Here is a 17,328-nt window from a genome sequence, read left to right as displayed (position 1 = left end):
ATTAATAAAGAGATAGAGATCGGACAATATTTATCTATGTTTAAAAGCGATTAACACTCAATTTTAGGTGTTGCTGCACTGATTCGTTGTTTTCTATCATGCGTTGGTGCATCAAAATGACTTGCTAGTAAACGCTGTGTAATAGAGTGTTGAGGATTCGCAAAAATTTCTTGAGTTATTCCTTTTTCTACTACTTCTCCTTCATGCATCACCATTACTTTATCGGTAATATGCTTTACCACCCCAATGTGCTGAGATACGTAAATGAATGAGATAGCCATTTCTTGTTGAAGTTCTAAGAACAAGTTAATGATCTGAGAGCGCATAGCCATATCTAAGCCATTCAAGGCTTCATCTGCCACAATGATAGAAGGTTGCAATATTAATGCTCTTGCCAAACTGACACGTTGTTTTTGTCCTGTTGCTAGCATTTGAGGGTAGAAGTAAGCATGTTCCGGTAATAAACCTACACGTTGGAGAGTATCTTTTACTCGTCGTTCTCGTGCATCTTGAGACATGCTGGTATTACGCTTTAATGGACCTTCTAAGGTTCGTCCGATTTGAATTCGAGGATTCAATGAAGAGTTAGGATCCTGAAAAATCATACGGATCAGTTTACAACGTGTTTTAAAATCTTTGTAATCGAGAACTTCCCCATTTACTTTTATGATGCCAGAGGTTGGCTCAACAACGCCTGCTAACATGCGTGCCAATGTAGACTTTCCTGAACCATTAGCACCAATAAACCCAAGAGTTTGTCCGGCTTCTAAAGAAAAACTAACAGGCTTTACTGCCTCTTTAATTTGCTTACGAAACAGGCCTGTACGGAATACGTAGTCTTTTTTAAGATCAATAACTTCAAGAAGCGCAGTCATTTTTCTTCTCCTCAAAATTTAATGGGAAATGGCAGCTAAATTTATGGTCTTTCACTTTTCGGCCTTCAGGAACTTGAACACATTTACGTTGGGCGTAAGGGCACCGAGGCCCTAGACGACAACCAATAGGTAAATGCTGTAATGGAGGAATAGTTCCGGGCAAAGACTCTAGTTTGGCTTTATGAGGGATCCCATCCTTGCTAAAATCAGGCATCGCACGTAATAACGCGTTGGTATAGGGATGCTTTGGTGCCTCAAGGATCTCTTTACGACTAGCAGATTCGACCGATTGTCCGCAGTACATAACAGTAATTCTATCTACCCATTGAGTTAAGGTAATTAAATCATGGCTAATTAACAAAATCGTCGTGTTGTTAACTTGATTCATACGGCTCAATAAACGGAATATTTGTGATTGTGTCACCGCATCCAACTCATCTGTTGGTTCATCAGCGATCAAAATACGTGGTTTATTGGCAATCGCCATTGCGATCATTACTTTTTGACATTCACCATCTGTAAGCTCATAGGGGTAGCATTTCATGATGTGTTTATGATCTTTAATGCCGACTTTATGCAGCAGTGCGATCGCGCCTTTAGTACGCCAGTTCCAACGTTGCCACCAATTACCAGTAAAGTATTTTGATGGGATAGCTTCTTTTAGTTGGTTACCGACTTGCTCAGAAGGGTCGAGACAAGTTGATGGTTCTTGGAAGATCATTGCCATTTCACGGCCAATAACACGACGTCGCTCTTTTGGAGACAAAGCAAGTAAGTCGATATTACCTAAGCGCATTCTGTCTGCGCTTATCTTCCAGTTATCTTTGGTGATCCCTAAAATAGCTTTTGCTACTAAAGATTTACCTGAACCTGATTCACCTACCAGACCTCGAATTTCACCTTCATTCAGAGTTAAGCTCATGCGGTCTACCGCTTTTACCATTCCCTGAGGCGTTTCTAGCTCAATGGTTAAATGGCGAATATCTAATAATGGCATTATTCTGTCCCCGCATTTAATGCGCGCTGAATTCCATCACCCACTAAGTTAATGATAATAACTGTAAAAGTAATGACGATACCTGGCAGTGTTACTGTCCAAGGTGCAATGTATATTAACTCTATTGAGTCACCTAAAATTGCCCCCCACTCAGAGCTTGGTGCCTGTGCGCCTAACCCAAGAAAACCTAATGCAGTAATATCTAAAATAGCGACAGAGATAGCTAACGTCATTTCAGCCACAATAATAGCTAGGATATTGGGTAGCACCGAGTTCCATAATAGATAGAAATCATTAGCACCATCTAGACGAGCAGCAAGAATGTAGTCTTTTTCAACTTCATTATGAACCGCAGTATAAACTGCTCGAATAAAACGAGGGATAAGAGCGAGCCAAATCGCTAATAAGATATTGAATTCACCAAAGCCTAAAAACGCAACAAAGATAATAGCCAGTAATAATGAGGGAATGGATAAGATCGTATCTAACAGGTGATTTAAGATACTTGATAGTAATCCCTTCGTCATACCGGCAAAAATACCGATAGTACAACCCACAATACCAGAGAATAGAGCAACCACGACGGCGTAGCCAAAGGTAAGTTGTGAGCCAATAAGAAGTCGAGATAGGATATCTCGCCCTAAGTCATCAGTACCTAAGAAAAAGGCAACGTCGCCTTCAGAGTTCCAAGAAGGCGGCATTAATAGATTTTCTGATTGCCATTGTGGTTCGTATGGGCTTAACCATGGAGAGGCTATCGTAATAATAATAATGAGTAACAAACACCAAAAACCGAACATGGCTAGCGAATTAGCACGGTAACTCAGCCAGAAACGCTCCATTTGAGTCGGAATATGTTCTTCTTGGTAAACACTATTTGAGAGCATAGAATTCTTTCCTTACTAACGGGTTTACAGCAGCACCTAATAAATCCGACAAAATATTAGCCAATAGAATAAATGAAGCCACCGTAATTACGCCAGCTTGTATTGCAACAAAATCTTGATTAATGATGGCATCCAGTAGCCAACGTCCGACACCCGGCCAATTAAAAATGGATTCAGTGACGATTGCTGCTGTAAATAAACCGGAGAGTTGAATACCTAATTTAGGAATAATGGGTGGTAAGGCATTACGAATAATATGTTTCACCATGATCTCAAATTTTGATAATCCTTTCGTGTGGGCAACTTTAATGTAGTTTTGAGTGATTACGGTTGCAACTGACGATCGCATTAAACGAATAACTTCAGTCATTGGGGCAATGGATAGAACCAAAGTAGGCAAAACAAGGTGTTGGATAATATTCTCTAGCATTTCAGCACGATATGGCGATTTAGAAGCCAATACGTCGATGAATACAAATCCTGTTTTTGCATCAAATTCATACAATAAACTATAACGACCAGAGACTGGTGTTATGCCTAATTTTAAACTGAAAAACATCAGTAAGATTAATGCAATCCAAAAGAGTGGCATTGAATAACCGAGTAATGCAATTGAAGATACGATGGTATCGGTAGGCTTACCTTGACGCATACCTGCAATAGTGCCGAGTGGAGTCCCAATGATTAAGGCGATAAAGAATGCAAAGAAGCAAAGCTCTATCGTGGCAGGAAAAACACGCAGAATTTCATCAAGCATGTTTACTCCATATTGATTCATTCCTAAATTACCGTTCGCTAATTGACCTAAATAGGTGAACCAACCTGAGATAAAAGAGGTCTGAGACCAAACGGAATTATCATCAAGACGTAAAATACTAAAACCGATCAAAGTAAGGATCAATAGTGTAATAATGAATAGGTTAAAACGTCGAATCGTATATATCCACATTATTTGTCCTCCTTAATTCTCGTAACATTGTTGAAAGGGTAAGTATTAAATGGGCTTAATATAAATCCTTGCAATGATGATTGATTTGCTTGGTATTTTACCCCATGAGCGAGTGGGATAACCGGTAATTCTTCACTCAGAAGATTTTGAATTTGGCGATATAAGTTCATACGATAGCGCGGTTGGCTCGTTTCTTTTGCTAGATCCAATAGTAAATCAAACTCTTCATTACACCAGTTAGCAACACCAAACCCTGCTTGTTTTGCGTTACAAGAGAGTAGGGGTCTGAGTATAGAATCGGGGTCTGAACTGTTGGCATTCCAACCTGTAAGGACTAAATCAATGTCATTATTTTCTAATTCATTACGGCTTAATAAGTCACTGGTAATCAGGGTTAGATTGACGCCTATTTTTGAAAAATCACTCTGTATTATCTCTGCTGATTTTTTAGGACTTGGGTTGTAAGAGTTATTATCTAAAGGAACCCACATGGTTAGTTCTAATGGTGCTTTAACTCCTGCTTCTCGTAATAAACCCTTAGCATAATTCAAATCATAACGAATAAATGAGCTGTCATCACCATAAGCCCAAGAGGCTGGTGGTAAAATTGATTTGGCTTCGATACCAGAATTATAGTAAACAGAATTAATTAAACTTGAGCGATCAATCGAAAAACTGAGAGCTTTACGAATACGTTGGTCCTGTAATTCAGGTTTTTGAGTGTTTACAGCAATAAAAGCAACGTTGGTTGCCGTTTGTGAGTACAGCGTGAGATTATCATTCTCTATAATAATAGGTAGTTGGCTTGAAATTGGGTTAACAACGACATCACATTCTTGACGTAATAATTTAGCAAGAGATCCTGTTCCACCGTTCGATATATCAAAAACTACTTGCGACATTTTTACCGGACCTTGCCAATAGTTATCATGCCGTTTTAAGCGAACCAATTCACTTTTTTGAAATTGATCAAGTTTGAATGGTCCTGTGCCAACAGGTTTAATGTCGATTAATTCTTTTTCATCAATAGAAACGAGCTTTTGAGAATATTCTAATGAATGGATAACCGCGTATGAGGTAGAAAGGGCAGATAAGAAGGTATTATCAGGTGAAGATAATACAAATTGAACGGTGTTGTTATCAATCGCCTTAATTGATTTGACCATGCGAGAAAAATTTATACTATCAAACCAAGGGTAGTGACCTGTATTTACCGTATGATAAGGATTCTCTGGATTGATAACACGATCGAAACTGAACACAACATCATTGGCGTTCATTGCTCTTGTCGGAGTAAAGAGTTCAGTTGATTGAAAATCGACATCTGGTTGTAATGTGAAGGTATAAACCATACCTGTCTTATCTACTTCCCAAGATTTGGCTAAATTAGGTGAAGGCAATTGTGAGATTGGGTCAATAATTAATAAGCGGTCATAAATTTGAGCACTAATGGCTTCAAGAATACTGTTTTCATCAGAAATCTGTGGGTTAAAAAATTCCACACTTCCTGATTCACAGTAGATGAATCCTGTTTCCTGAATAGTCTGTTTGATCCCCGCATCATAGCAACCAGTAAGATTAAATAATCCCGTGGCAGCAATGAGTATGCGCGTAATAATCTTCATAATGACCGCAGCTTTTATCAATTTTGATTAATGAACCTGTCATTTTATACCCAAGTGACTGGTTCTGCACTTAAATATCTAAGATTATCCTTTGTTTGTGTCTAAGATTTGATGCTTTTTTAATAATCCTCGAAATTGATGATAGGTTATGCCTAATTTTTCAGCCGCTTTTCGTTGATGATGCTGTGTTTCAAGTAATGCTTGCTCTAATAGATTTCTTTCTTGTTCAATTTGAAACTGTTTCAAATTCAAAGGCAATATTACGGTTTGAGTTTGTTCCTCTTGAGTATTGAGTATAGTAGAGGTGGGCGTCTTCACCTGTTCATTTTCCCAAGGAGAGATAAAAGGATTAAGTTGGAGCGATTCAATTTGTGCTTCTTCATGATTGTGCTTAAACACAGCGCGCTCGATGCAATTTCTTAATTCACGAACATTACCCGGCCAGTCATAATCTAAAATTTGATGCTGAGCGTAGCGGGAAAAACCAGCAAAGTATGCCAAGTTCATTTCTTGGCACATCTTGATGGCAAAGTGTTCTGCAAGAAGGAGTACGTCTTGCTCGCGGTATCGTAGAGGGGGCAAATGAATCACATCAAAAGAGAGCCTATCTAATAAATCGGCTCTGAATTTCTTTTCTGTCACCATTTCTTGTGGATTTTGGTTGGTTGCACAAATCAAGCGCACGTCTGTTCTGAGGGTTTGAGACCCACCAACACGTTCATATTCACCGTATTCAATAACACGCAACAATTTCTCTTGTACCGTTAATGGAGCAGTTGTGAGTTCATCTAAAAATAGAGAACCGCCATCGGCTCGTTCAAATCGACCTTGATGACGTTGTTTTGCGCCAGTAAAAGCCCCCGCATCATGACCAAATAATTCAGAATCTAATGTGCCTGAACTGAGTGCTGCGCAGTTCAAACTAATCAAGGGTTCGTCCCATCGTTTGGATAAAAAGTGAAGACGTTGTGCTATTAACTCTTTACCCGTTCCTCGTTCACCAAGAATTAAAATAGGTCTGTCAATGCCTGCAAGTTGGGAGGCATGATCCAATGACGATAAAAACGCATCAGATTCACCAATTAAACTGTCTTTTCTCATCATTGACCTCATGATTGTTTGGTTAAATTGACCATTAAATGGTTAGTTTAATCATTGCTTAATTTTCATGAGAGGTCAATATTTTGTAACCTATTGATTTGTAATAGGTGAAAAGTTGGCATGTATTGTGTAATAGTCATAGCAAGTTTAACAACACTGAATTTAGATAACGAAGTCGCGTTATCATTTATTAAAAAGGAATCAATTATGGGTATTTTTTCACGCTTTGCAGACATCGTTAATGCTAACGTTACTTCATTATTGGATAAGGCTGAAAATCCAGAAAAAATGATCCGTTTGATCATTCAAGAAATGGAAGACACGTTAGTTGAAGTTCGTACCGCATCAGCAAAATCTATTGCGGATAAAAAAGAACTGACACGTAAAATTGGATCAATTGAAGCACAAGTCACCGATTGGCAAGAAAAGGCGAGCTTAGCGTTAATTAAACAACGTGAAGATTTGGCTCGTTCGGCGTTGATAGAAAAACAGAAAGTTCAGGATGTATTATCAAGCTTAAAAACAGAATTTATTCTTGTTGAAGAGTGCATTGAGAAGTTAACCACAGAATTAACCGAATTAGAGACTAAACTGACAGAAACACGTGCTCGTCAACAAGCGTTAGTGATCCGTCAACAAACAGCGCAACATCGCAATGAGATTAAAGGGCACACTCATTCTGGTAAAACAGAGCGAGCAATGGCAAAGTTTGAGCAATATGAGCGTCGCATTGATGAGCTAGATGCAAAAGCAGATACGTACTCAATGGGCAAAGCGAACTCGTTAGAGCAAGAATTTGCAGAGCTTCAAGCGCAAGATGAAATTGAAAAAGAGTTAGAGCGTCTAAAAGAACAAATGAAAAAAGACGCATAAATAGAAACAAGTATTGATTGAAGTTGAATTACTTAAGGAGAAAACAATGAGCGGCTTTTTTGCTTTCCCATTGGTTATATTTTTTATTTTCGTTGCACCGTTATGGCTGTTTTTACATTACCGAAGCAAAGGTAAAACAGCGCAAGGTCTGTCGCATGAAGACACGCAGTTACTTAAAACAATGACAGAGCGTGCGGATAAAATGCAGCGTCGTGTTGAAACGTTAGAGAAAATTTTAGATGCAGAATCCCCGAGTTGGAGGGAGCGCTAATGTCAAAAGAACTGTATAGAGATACTCGAAATGGAAAAATTGGTGGCGTCTGTGCAGGCATTGCTCAGTACTTTGGTATTGAACCTTGGATAGTACGTATATTAGTCGTCTCAGCAGCCTTATTTAGTGCTGGTTTTCTGGTGATGTTAGCCTACTTTGCGGCGGTATTATTCTTAGATAAAGCGCCGGCTGAAATGTATTACCGAGCTGAAGAAAGCCGTGAGCACACCGTTAAAAGTAAACCGTGGCAAGCGGGTCAATCGCCATCAGAAGTAATTAAGCGTGTGGATAAAGACATGGCGAGAATGGAAGAGAAAATTCGTCGAATGGAAGGCTATGTTACGTCTTCTGAATACAAGGTTCGCCGTGAATTTCGAAACCTATAATTGGATTAATTAACAAGAGCAGTCAATAACTTATGTAGATTGATATGACACATAGGATTACTATCTTGTTCATGGGGGGTTCAGAATCAGTTCTGTACACTCCATTTGTTGTTTATAGAAAAGAGAGAAATATGAATGAGCAGATTAACCAAAGAAATGAATAAATTAGTTAGCCGTAGTATGGATCGCCACGTCAAGTTGGCGGTTACAGGGCTATCGCGTGCAGGTAAGACGGCATTTATTACCTCTTTAGTTAATCAATGCTTACATGCCGCATCAAGTGATAAGTTACCTTTGTTATCCGTGACCCGTGAAGGGCGAATGATTGGTGCGAAACGCATACCGCAATCAAATCTTTCTATTCCTAGTTTTACTTATGACGAAGGAATGGACTCACTACTTTCTGAGCCTCCAACATGGCCAGAGCCAACACGCGATGTGAGTGAGTTACGTTTAGCGATAAAATTTAAACCAAAGTCGGGTTTCTTAAAGCATTTACAAGACAGTGCGACCTTGTATGTGGATATTGTCGATTATCCGGGCGAGTGGTTATTGGATTTACCGCTTTTGGATATGGATTATTTAGAGTGGTCTAAACAGCAGCAATCGAGCCTTACGGGTCATCGTAAAATGCTGTCTGAAGCTTGGTTGCAAGAAGCGAAGAAACTCGATCCCTTGGCGCCTGTTGATGAAAAGCAAATAGCTCATATTTCTGAGCTATTTACACAATATCTTCATGATTGTAAGGATTCTCAGGGATTACATTGGGTTCAGCCGGGCCGTTTTGTATTACCTGGAGAGCTAGCAGGTGCGCCGGTATTGCAATTTTTCCCATTTATGTTTCTGCATAAATACACAGAAGAAGAGTTAGCAAAAGCGAGTAAAGATTCAAATATTTCGGCATTAAAAAAACGGTATAAACATTATCAGCAACACGTAGTGAAGCAGTTTTATAACGAACACTTTAGACATTTTGATCGTCAAATCGTACTGGTCGATTGTTTACAGCCATTAAATGCAGGTGAACAATCATTTAACGATATGCGCCAAGCGGTTGATCAACTGATGCACAGCTTTCAATATGGTAAAAGCTCAATGCTTAAGCGTTTGTTTTCACCAAAAATTGATAAGGTGTTGTTTGCGGCAACCAAGGCTGATCATGTGACACCAGAGCAGCATCCAAATATGGTGTCCTTGTTACAACAAATGATCCACCAAACATGGCAAGAAACGGCGTATGAAGGTATCAAGATGGAGTGCATGAGTATTGCGTCTATTCAAGCGACTACGGCGGGAATGATTGATGAAAATGGTGAGCTATTTTCTGCTATTTCAGGAGTAAGCTCTGAGCAGCAGCCATTAATGATGTTTCCGGGCGAAGTGCCAAAACGTATACCAAGTAAAGCCTACTGGGAAACAAAACCGTTTAACTTTATGAGTTTTCAACCGTTGCACAATGAGAATGACAAACCGCTGCAACACATCCGAATGGATAAGGCGATGCAGTTCTTGCTAGGAGATAAATTAGTATGAGTGAGTTAAAAAAACAGCGTATCTTTCAAGCCTCGTCTCAAGAACTGGAGCAAGATAGCGAAACCCTTGATAACCTGCAAACTCAAAAGCTATTTGAAGAGAGTGTTAAATTTGTTCCTCAAGCTATCGAAGAGGAGGAACTTGATGGTGTGGATATTGAAACGCCATTAATCAAAAAGAAAACCCATTGGAGTATTAAAACTCTGATTGGTGGTTTCCTTGGTTTAACGGTGTGGCAAAGTGTTGATCATGTCATTACTGCAATCCAATCGGCTGATTTTCTGTCATTAGGCTGGGCTGGGTTAATTAGCCTTGCAGCAATCATGGGGGTTACTGCTATTGGTCGTGAATTATGGACATTGCGTAAACTTAAAAACCGAGCTGAAATTCAACATCAAGTAACTGAATTGGTTGAAGGCAATGGTATTGGTCAGGCAAAACCGTTCTGTGAAGCATTAGCTAAGAAAGGAGCGACGGCGAATACGGCAGAATATACGCGCTGGAAGAACAGTATCGAATCGCATCATAATAACGCTGAAGTATTTGAAATGTATGACAGCATGGTGGTTTCAGAGCAAGATAAACGAGCAAAAGCATTAATTAGTAAACACGCAGGTGAATCAGCATTGATGGTGGCATTAAGTCCATTAGCTGTGGTGGATATGTTATTAGTAGCGTGGCGTAATATTCGATTAATCGAACAAGTTTCTCAAGTTTATGGGGTAGAGCTTGGCTATTGGGGACGTTTGCGTTTATTTAAAATGGTTTTGCAAAACATGGCGTTTGCAGGAGCAACTGAAATGGTGACGGATGTTGGTGTTGATATGCTATCTACTGGCCTTGCCGGTAAATTATCAACCAGAGCAGCACAGGGGTTAGGGATTGGTTTATTAACGGCACGTTTTGGATTAAGAACCATGAATCTAATGCGTCCATTGCCATGGCAAGTAGGTGAAGCGCCTAAGCTTTCTGATATGCGTAAAACGATAGTTGCTCAATTAGCATCCAAATTGAGTTCTCAAGATAAGAATTAACTAATACAGTTATCATTCTCATAAAAAGCATACTATTTACAAATCGATTAGTGATAGTATGACGCCATTAGTCGGGGAGCCAATAGGCTGAGATCGCAATAGCGAACCCGTTGAACCTGATTCAGTTAGTACTGACGTAGGGAACTAATGGTCTTCTTGAAACGATCTCTCTGATCGATTTCTTTTAATGAGATAGCACCTACTCGGTATCTTTATCTCATGTGACTGTTTTTCCTGACCGTTAGTTAGGGAAAATAAGTATGCCTTCGTTACACACTACCGCACTTTTATCGACATTATCTTCTACCACACCGATTGTATTAACCATTGCTGGCTCTGACAGTGGCGGCGGTGCTGGCATCCAAGCCGATATCAAAGCGATTTCTGCAACCGGCAGTTATGCGTGCTCGGTGATTACAGCCCTAACCGCTCAAAATACGCAAGGCGTGATGGGCATTTATCCAATCAGCAGTGAATTTGTTGAGCAGCAACTGGATGCTGTTTTTTCTGATTTGAATGTTATCGCCGTTAAAGTCGGCATGTTAAGTGATTCTGATATCATCTGCTCTGTTGCGAAAAAAATAAAACAATACTCACCTCGCTACCTTGTGGTTGACCCTGTTATGGTCGCAACCAGTGGTGATCTTCTTCTGCAATCCTCTGCTATTGAAAGCCTTAAATCCGAACTGCTTCCCCTTGCCGATGTTATCACGCCAAACCTCCCTGAAGCGGCGGCACTCATTAACGCTAAAGTACCCGAAAGCGAAGCTGAAATGACGGCAATGATTGATGAACTTCGTCAATTAGGTGCTAAATCAGTCTTACTGAAAGGCGGGCATTTAGAAAAGGATGAAAACAGTACCGATTTACTGATTTTATCTGATTCCATAGAACGTTTATCGACACCCCGAATTGAAACTCGCAATACACACGGCACGGGCTGTACATTATCGTCAGCGATTGCTTCGTATTTAGCGCAAGGTCATGAATTACTGGCTGCGGTGGCGTTAGGTAAGCAATACATTACTCAAGCCATTATCCATGCCGATGAGCTGAATATTGGTAAAGGTCATGGCCCTGTGAATCACTTTTTTGCTTTACATACTCCAGAGTAATGGGGATGAATAATCGCATTGGTGCCGTCATTTCTAATGGGGCGTTACAATATAAAGACAGCGAACACCCTATTATTTTCAATCTAAATATGACGATTCCTAAAGGAAAATGGACAGCTATATTAGGCAAAAGTGGTTGTGGAAAAACGTCGATATTGCGTTATCTCGCCGGATTATTGACCGACAAAGTGGTGTGGTCAGGGGATGTTTCGATTGATGGCATAGATGCATTAGAAGGCAATATTGCGTACATGGCGCAACAAGATTTATTGATGCCGTGGCTAAACGTAATAGATAACGTCTGCTTTGCCGATAAGTTTGCAACGAACTCCCGCTTTAATTCAACCAAACCGAATTCGGATAAACATAGAGCGCATGAACTTTTAGAGTTAGTTGGGCTGAAAGGGCATGAGCTTGCGATGCCGTCACAATTATCGGGCGGGATGCGCCAGCGTGTGGCGTTAGCTCGAACATTAATGCAAGACAAACCAATGGTATTAATGGATGAACCTTTTTCCGCATTAGATGCCGTCACTCGTTATCGTCTGCAAGATCTTGCTGCTCAAGTGCTAGCAGATAAAACCGTTTTATTGATCACGCATGATCCACAAGAAGCGTTAAGACTGAGTGATGCGGTTTATATCATGCAAGGACAACCTGCTTCAGCGGTCTCTTTACCTGTTCCTAGTACGCAGATACCTCGAAAGATTGATGCTGAGCTAGCTGCACTTCAACAACAGATAATTGATACCTTAGAGGTCGATTATGTCTAAATCATTCCTTATAAATTCGACATCAGCAACGATAGGAAAGGTAACGCCAAAACCAATGCTACAAAGCGTGAAATCCATGATAAGAATCTTAATCAGTGTGGTTGTTATTCTGGGATTATGGCAATTCATCGTAATAGTTTTTGCTTTACCAAGCTTCATTTTACCTAGTCCATTGGCTGTCTTTACTAAATTAATACAACGATATGATGTGCTACTTGCTCATTCATGGATAACGGCTCAAGAGATCTTGCTTGGTCTTGGTTTAGGCCTTTCTATGGGGTTGTTATTTGCGCTTCAAATGCTGTTGTTTGATCCACTTCGCCGTTGGTTATTGCCAATTTTAATTGCGAGCCAAGCGATCCCTGTTTTTGCTATCGCGCCGATTCTGATGTTGTGGTTGGGTTATGGCATCGCATCAAAAGTAGTTATGGCGGCATTAATTATCTTTTTCCCTGTGACTACCTGTTGTTATGACGGGCTGCGAAATACCCCAAGTGGTTATCTTGATTTAGCCCATACGATGGGGGCATCAAAATGGCAATTATTAAAATACGTTCGCTTACCTGCGGCTTTACCTGCCTTAGCGTCTGGGATTCGTGTTGCTGTTGTTGTCGCGCCTATTGGTGCGGTGGTTGGTGAATGGGTAGGGTCAAGCGAAGGGCTGGGTTATTTAATGCTGCAAGCGAATGCTCGAATGATGATAGATGAGATGTTTGCTGCGTTATTTATTCTCGCGGCGCTATCCGTTAGCTTGTATTTTCTTGCGGATGTATTGATTAAAAAACTCATACCGTGGCAACACGATAAATAAATTCATAATAAAAAAGGACTCAACGATAATGAATAAAATGGTAATTAAAGGGGCGGTGGCTCTTCTTATTTCAAGCTACTCCATGATGGCAAGCGCGGAAGATAAAGCGATGACATTAATGTTGGATTGGTTTGTAAATCCGAACCATGGGCCAGTGGTTATCGCACAACAAAAAGGCTATTTCAAAGAGGAAGGCCTAAATGTGACGATTCAAGAACCCGCCGATCCAAGCATGCCGGCGAAATTAGTGGCGGCAAATAACATTGATTTAGCCATTTCTTACCAAACCAGTTTAACGATTGATGTAGCGGCAGGTTTACCGTTAATTCGTTCGGCAACCCTTATCGCCACGCCATTAAATACCTTAATGGTACTTGATAACGGCAAGATAAATTCTTTAGCTGATTTGAAAGGCAAGAAGATTGGTATTGCGATTGCGGGTAATGAAGACGCTACGATAGGAACGATGCTAAATACAGAAGGTGTTGATTTCTCTGAGGTTAAAATCATCAATGTAGGCTGGGCATTATCGTCGTCTTTAGCTTCAGGAAAAGTGGATGCTATTTGGGGTGGATTACGTAATTTTGAAACCAATCAATTGGCATTAAAAGGCTATAAAGCGAAATCGTTTTTCCCAGAAGAGCATGGTGTGCCGTCGTATGATGAGCTTGTTTTTGTTGCGAATGCCAAAACATACGATGCCGATGCGCTAAAGAAATTTAATCACGCTATCGAAAAAGCGACACAATTTATTGTGAATCACCCTGATGAATCGTGGAAAACCTTTGTTTCTTACGCGCCAGACACTCTAAACAATGAATTAAATAAACGCGCATGGAATGACACGTTAACGCGTTTTGCTTTACGCCCATCAGCGGTTGATTTAGAACGCTACAATCGTTTCTCTGAGTTTATGTTCAAGCATAAGATCATAAAAACACAACCTAAAGCTCAAGATTTTGTGCCGGTGTTGTAATCCATTTTTCCTGTTTATTTTTTAGAGAATCAGTATGAATCATCAAGACTTAATTCAAGCGTGTCAAAACGAGTGGACCGAATACACTGAGCACAGCTTCGTTCAACAATTAGCGCTTGGAGAATTAGCGCATTCGTCATTTCTACATTATTTAAAACAAGATTTTCTGTTTTTAAAGCAGTACACCAGAGCGTATGCCTTAGCGATTTATAAAGCGAGAACGTTAGCGGAAATGCGAATGGCGTTACCGAGTGTACAAGCATTATTGAGTTCAGAAATTGCACACCATGTGACTTATTGTGGTGAATGGGGCGTGTCAGAAGTAGAGATGGAAGCAGAGCCAGAGGCCTTTGGCACGGTAGCTTACACTCGATTCGTATTAGATACCGGTATGTCTGGTGATGTCATTGATTTATACGCAGCATTAGCACCGTGTTCGATTGGTTATGGTGTGATTGGCGCGCAGCTACTAGCAAGAGAATCAACTAAGCTTGAAGGCAATCCGTATGCGAATTGGATCAAGATGTATGGTGGTGAAGAGTTTCAATCAGGCGTACAAAAAAGCATTACACAGCTAGATGAATTGCTTGTCGATATCGACCTTGATAGCCAGCGTGGGCAGCGTTTGTGTCATATTTTTAAAACGGCGACTCGTATGGAAGTGGCGTTTTGGCAGCAAGGATTAGATGAAGCCTAATTGTTGATGATTAGTACTCAATTAATGAATAAGCGAACGAATTAAGGAAGAAAAATGACGGTCATGAACACGCAAAAGATTATTGACGCATTAGCGATATTACGTGAGAAAAAGCCATTAGTTGTGAATATTACCAACTACGTCGTGATGAATAACACTGCGAATGCTTTATTGGCGCTAGGTGCTTCACCAATCATGGCGCACAGCCAACAAGAAATGGCAGAGATGATGAGTTTCTCTGGTGCGTTGGTGATCAACATCGGTACATTAGACAGTGTATGGACACCAAGAATGCATTTCGCGGTAGAGCAAGCAAACCTTAATAATAAAGTGGTGGTGCTTGATCCTGTGGGCTGTGGTGCAAGTCAACTTCGTACCCAAACCGCGCGTCAAATTGCAGAAGCCGCGAATACACTGATTATTCGAGGCAACGCTTCTGAAATCATCGCATTAGCTGGTGAGAACGCGCAGAGCAAAGGCGTAGATGCATTAGACAGCAGTGATTCTGCATTAGGTGCGGCTTGTTACGTCGCGCAGCAGTATCAATGCAGCGTCGTTATTTCGGGTGAAACTGATTACGTTGTCACGAAAGAAGCGCAGTACCAATTGAATAATGGCCATGCGATGATGCCTTTTGTTACGGGGATGGGTTGTACACATACCGCATTAACAGGTGCTTTTGCCGCAATAGGTGAGCATTCAGGGGTTGCAGCTACGGCTATTTTAGGCGTTGCAGGTGAAATCGCCGCAGAGCAATCAGCTGGCCCAGGTAGCTTGCAAATGAATTTACTGGATGTGCTTTATCAGTTAGATGAAGAAACACTCACACGTCGTTTGAAATTAACGATTAATGCATAGGTTTCGTAATATGAATAGCCCTTATACCTTGTATTTAGTGACCGACGATCAACAAGACATTGATACGTTGTGCCACGTTGTTGCAGAGGCAATAAAAGGCGGCGTAACCATGGTGCAGATCCGTGAAAAACATGGTGATGTACGTGCTTTTATTGAACGCTCATTGGCGATAAAAAAAGTATTAAAAGACAGTGGTGTACCATTAATTATAAATGATCGTGTTGATGTGGCATTAGCGGTGCAAGCGGATGGGGTTCATTTAGGTCAATCGGATATGCCTGCAAACCTTGCTCGTCAATTGATAGGCCCTGATATGATTTTAGGGCTGTCTGTTGAAAATGAAACGCAGTTGCGTGAAGCGCAAGACCTGCCAGTTGATTACCTTGGTATCAGTGCGATATTTTCTACGCCAACTAAGACTAATATTATTAAAGAGTGGGGCATTGACGGTTTAACAAAAGCGGTTAAAGAAAGCAAACTTCCTCTTGTAGCTATAGGTGGCATTAACGAAACGAACATTAAGCAGATAGCAGATACTCAAGTGGATGGGATTGCTTTAGTGTCGGCAATTTGCCATGCAACATCGCCAAAGCAGGCAAGTGAAGGGTTGCTTGTTTTAATTCATTTAAATAAAAATAGATCGGTCATTTGTAAATAGGATTGGTAGTACTAGTGATGAGGTGTTGATTAATGCCATTATTTCCATTGATCATGGAATTAGCGGTTGTAGCTGAAGGGATTGAAATTGATCTCGTTGAGCCTTCTTCATGTAGCAGAGAATATTAATAATAAGTAGCCATGTCTTTTGGATCATGGCTACTTCGATTTATATTACTTTAACTGTGCTTTTATCGTTGCTTCTAATTGGTCTTGTGGAATAAAACCAGGAATAATTTCATTACCAATGATTAAGCTTGGTGTTCCTCTAAGTCCAAGTTGGCTAAAGATCTTTTCATTTTTTTCAACCAGCTCTGATTTTTTAGGATTTGGTGTTAATTCTTTTTGGGTCTGAGTTAAATCTGCAATTTTCATTACTGATGTGCTGTCATGTCGTGATGGTTTTGCCATCATCAAACGGTGAACCTCGGCAAATTTAGAACGGTCATTTTCCCATACATTTAATGCGTACCATGCTGTATTGGTTTTTAGCCCTGGGATCATACGTTGTTGGAATGGAAGTAGAATATTTACAACGCGGATCTCTGGATGTTTTTTAATTACTTCAACTAATCCAGATTCTAAGCGCTTACAATAAGGGCAGTTATAATCAGTAAAATTGATGATGATTAACTTAGGGTTTTCAGCGCCAAAATAGGGTTGCTGTGGGTTGTTATATAAATAATCGTGGTTGGTTTTTAAGATAGAGTCTAATGATTTTTGTCCATCAAGATATTGATTTAAGTTGGTATGTAAACCTTCAATTAACTCTGGATTTTGACGTAATAAACTGGTGATCTCAGTTAATTGTTGTTCTTGAACTGCTGTAACGCTCTGTGCGGAAATTAGCGGGGATAAAAGCAGAGTTGCTGTAATTGTTGCTGATATTAGTAGTGATTTCATGAGATAA

19 protein-coding genes and 1 riboswitch are annotated in these 17,328 nt (G+C 40.3%); of the genes, 12 read left to right on the top strand and 7 right to left on the bottom strand.

Annotation, left to right across the window (positions count from 1 at the left end; all coding sequences use genetic code 11):
- Window positions 1-50: 50 nt before the first annotated feature.
- From Q1K78_RS07020 to pspF, 6 genes are all read right to left on the bottom strand, one after another.
- Window positions 51-875 (bottom strand): ATP-binding cassette domain-containing protein, encoded by an 825-nt coding sequence (locus Q1K78_RS07020; RefSeq protein WP_300175942.1) that lies wholly within the window; start codon window positions 873-875, stop codon window positions 51-53.
- Window positions 859-1,872, bottom strand: coding sequence for an oligopeptide/dipeptide ABC transporter ATP-binding protein (locus Q1K78_RS07015; protein WP_300175939.1), 1,014 nt, complete (start codon window positions 1,870-1,872; stop codon window positions 859-861). The genes Q1K78_RS07020 and Q1K78_RS07015 overlap by 17 nt, the downstream gene beginning before the upstream one ends.
- Complete coding sequence (sapC, locus tag Q1K78_RS07010) at window positions 1,872-2,759, bottom strand: putrescine export ABC transporter permease SapC (protein WP_300175936.1); 888 nt, start codon at window positions 2,757-2,759, stop codon at window positions 1,872-1,874. Before sapC ends, Q1K78_RS07015 begins: the two co-directional genes overlap by 1 nt.
- Window positions 2,746-3,708 (bottom strand): ABC transporter permease subunit, encoded by a 963-nt coding sequence (locus Q1K78_RS07005; protein ID WP_300175933.1) that lies wholly within the window; start codon window positions 3,706-3,708, stop codon window positions 2,746-2,748. Before Q1K78_RS07005 ends, sapC begins: the two co-directional genes overlap by 14 nt.
- Entirely contained in the window at window positions 3,708-5,333 is a 1,626-nt protein-coding gene (gene sapA, locus Q1K78_RS07000; protein ID WP_300175930.1) for an ABC transporter substrate-binding protein SapA, read from the bottom strand. The genes Q1K78_RS07005 and sapA overlap by 1 nt, the downstream gene beginning before the upstream one ends.
- Window positions 5,334-5,417: 84 nt before the next feature.
- The gene (pspF, locus tag Q1K78_RS06995; protein WP_300176069.1) at window positions 5,418-6,434 is read right to left on the bottom strand and encodes a phage shock protein operon transcriptional activator; all 1,017 of its coding nucleotides are present in this window, start codon (window positions 6,432-6,434) and stop codon (window positions 5,418-5,420) included.
- A 207-nt stretch (window positions 6,435-6,641) separates the two neighbouring features.
- Between pspF and pspA the strand changes: the two genes are divergently transcribed.
- The 12 genes from pspA to thiE all read left to right on the top strand — a co-directional run bounded on the left by pspA (window position 6,642) and on the right by thiE (window position 16,419).
- Window positions 6,642-7,307 carry a phage shock protein PspA gene (gene pspA / locus Q1K78_RS06990; RefSeq protein WP_012551814.1) on the top strand — a complete coding sequence of 222 codons (666 nt, stop codon included), beginning with the start codon at window positions 6,642-6,644 and terminating at the stop codon, window positions 7,305-7,307.
- A 46-nt stretch (window positions 7,308-7,353) separates the two neighbouring features.
- Window positions 7,354-7,578: an envelope stress response membrane protein PspB gene (pspB, locus tag Q1K78_RS06985; protein ID WP_012551815.1), complete on the top strand. Its 225-nt coding sequence runs from the start codon at window positions 7,354-7,356 to the stop codon at window positions 7,576-7,578.
- A complete protein-coding gene (pspC, locus tag Q1K78_RS06980; protein WP_012551816.1) occupies window positions 7,578-7,964 on the top strand; it encodes an envelope stress response membrane protein PspC in 387 nt (128 codons plus the stop codon). The genes pspB and pspC overlap by 1 nt, the downstream gene beginning before the upstream one ends.
- Window positions 7,965-8,099: 135 nt before the next feature.
- Window positions 8,100-9,497: a YcjX family protein gene (locus tag Q1K78_RS06975; protein WP_300175909.1), complete on the top strand. Its 1,398-nt coding sequence runs from the start codon at window positions 8,100-8,102 to the stop codon at window positions 9,495-9,497.
- Window positions 9,494-10,531 carry a YcjF family protein gene (locus tag Q1K78_RS06970; RefSeq protein WP_300175906.1) on the top strand — a complete coding sequence of 346 codons (1,038 nt, stop codon included), beginning with the start codon at window positions 9,494-9,496 and terminating at the stop codon, window positions 10,529-10,531. The genes Q1K78_RS06975 and Q1K78_RS06970 overlap by 4 nt, the downstream gene beginning before the upstream one ends.
- A 62-nt stretch (window positions 10,532-10,593) precedes the next feature.
- A riboswitch (TPP riboswitch) is annotated at window positions 10,594-10,691 on the top strand.
- A gap of 100 nt (window positions 10,692-10,791) precedes the next feature.
- The gene (gene thiD / locus Q1K78_RS06965) at window positions 10,792-11,646 is read left to right on the top strand and encodes a bifunctional hydroxymethylpyrimidine kinase/phosphomethylpyrimidine kinase (protein WP_300175903.1); all 855 of its coding nucleotides are present in this window, start codon (window positions 10,792-10,794) and stop codon (window positions 11,644-11,646) included.
- On the top strand, window positions 11,646-12,419 hold the full coding sequence (locus Q1K78_RS06960; protein ID WP_300175900.1) for an ABC transporter ATP-binding protein: 774 nt from the start codon (window positions 11,646-11,648) through the stop codon (window positions 12,417-12,419). Before thiD ends, Q1K78_RS06960 begins: the two co-directional genes overlap by 1 nt.
- Before the next feature lie 55 nt (window positions 12,420-12,474).
- A complete protein-coding gene (locus tag Q1K78_RS06955) occupies window positions 12,475-13,230 on the top strand; it encodes an ABC transporter permease (RefSeq protein WP_300176066.1) in 756 nt (251 codons plus the stop codon).
- Between the two features lie 28 nt (window positions 13,231-13,258).
- Window positions 13,259-14,206, top strand: a complete 948-nt coding sequence (locus tag Q1K78_RS06950; protein WP_300175898.1) for an ABC transporter substrate-binding protein — start codon at window positions 13,259-13,261, stop codon at window positions 14,204-14,206.
- Between the two features lie 34 nt (window positions 14,207-14,240).
- Window positions 14,241-14,903 carry a thiaminase II gene (gene tenA, locus Q1K78_RS06945; protein WP_060992276.1) on the top strand — a complete coding sequence of 221 codons (663 nt, stop codon included), beginning with the start codon at window positions 14,241-14,243 and terminating at the stop codon, window positions 14,901-14,903.
- Between the two features lie 54 nt (window positions 14,904-14,957).
- The gene (gene thiM / locus Q1K78_RS06940) at window positions 14,958-15,761 is read left to right on the top strand and encodes a hydroxyethylthiazole kinase (RefSeq protein WP_300175893.1); all 804 of its coding nucleotides are present in this window, start codon (window positions 14,958-14,960) and stop codon (window positions 15,759-15,761) included.
- Between the two features lie 10 nt (window positions 15,762-15,771).
- Complete coding sequence (thiE, locus tag Q1K78_RS06935; RefSeq protein WP_300175890.1) at window positions 15,772-16,419, top strand: thiamine phosphate synthase; 648 nt, start codon at window positions 15,772-15,774, stop codon at window positions 16,417-16,419.
- Window positions 16,420-16,592: 173 nt separating this feature from the next.
- Here the strand turns inward: thiE and Q1K78_RS06930 are convergent, their stop codons facing one another.
- Window positions 16,593-17,321 carry a DsbA family protein gene (locus Q1K78_RS06930; protein ID WP_300175887.1) on the bottom strand — a complete coding sequence of 243 codons (729 nt, stop codon included), beginning with the start codon at window positions 17,319-17,321 and terminating at the stop codon, window positions 16,593-16,595.
- Between the last annotated feature and the right edge of the window lie 7 nt (window positions 17,322-17,328).

The sequence above is a fragment of the uncultured Aliivibrio sp. genome (genome assembly GCF_946479765.1).
In the GTDB taxonomy this organism is placed as follows: domain Bacteria; phylum Pseudomonadota; class Gammaproteobacteria; order Enterobacterales; family Vibrionaceae; genus Aliivibrio.
Note: the sequence above shows the minus strand (reverse complement) of the source record. Positions and strands in the feature narration are given on the sequence as shown.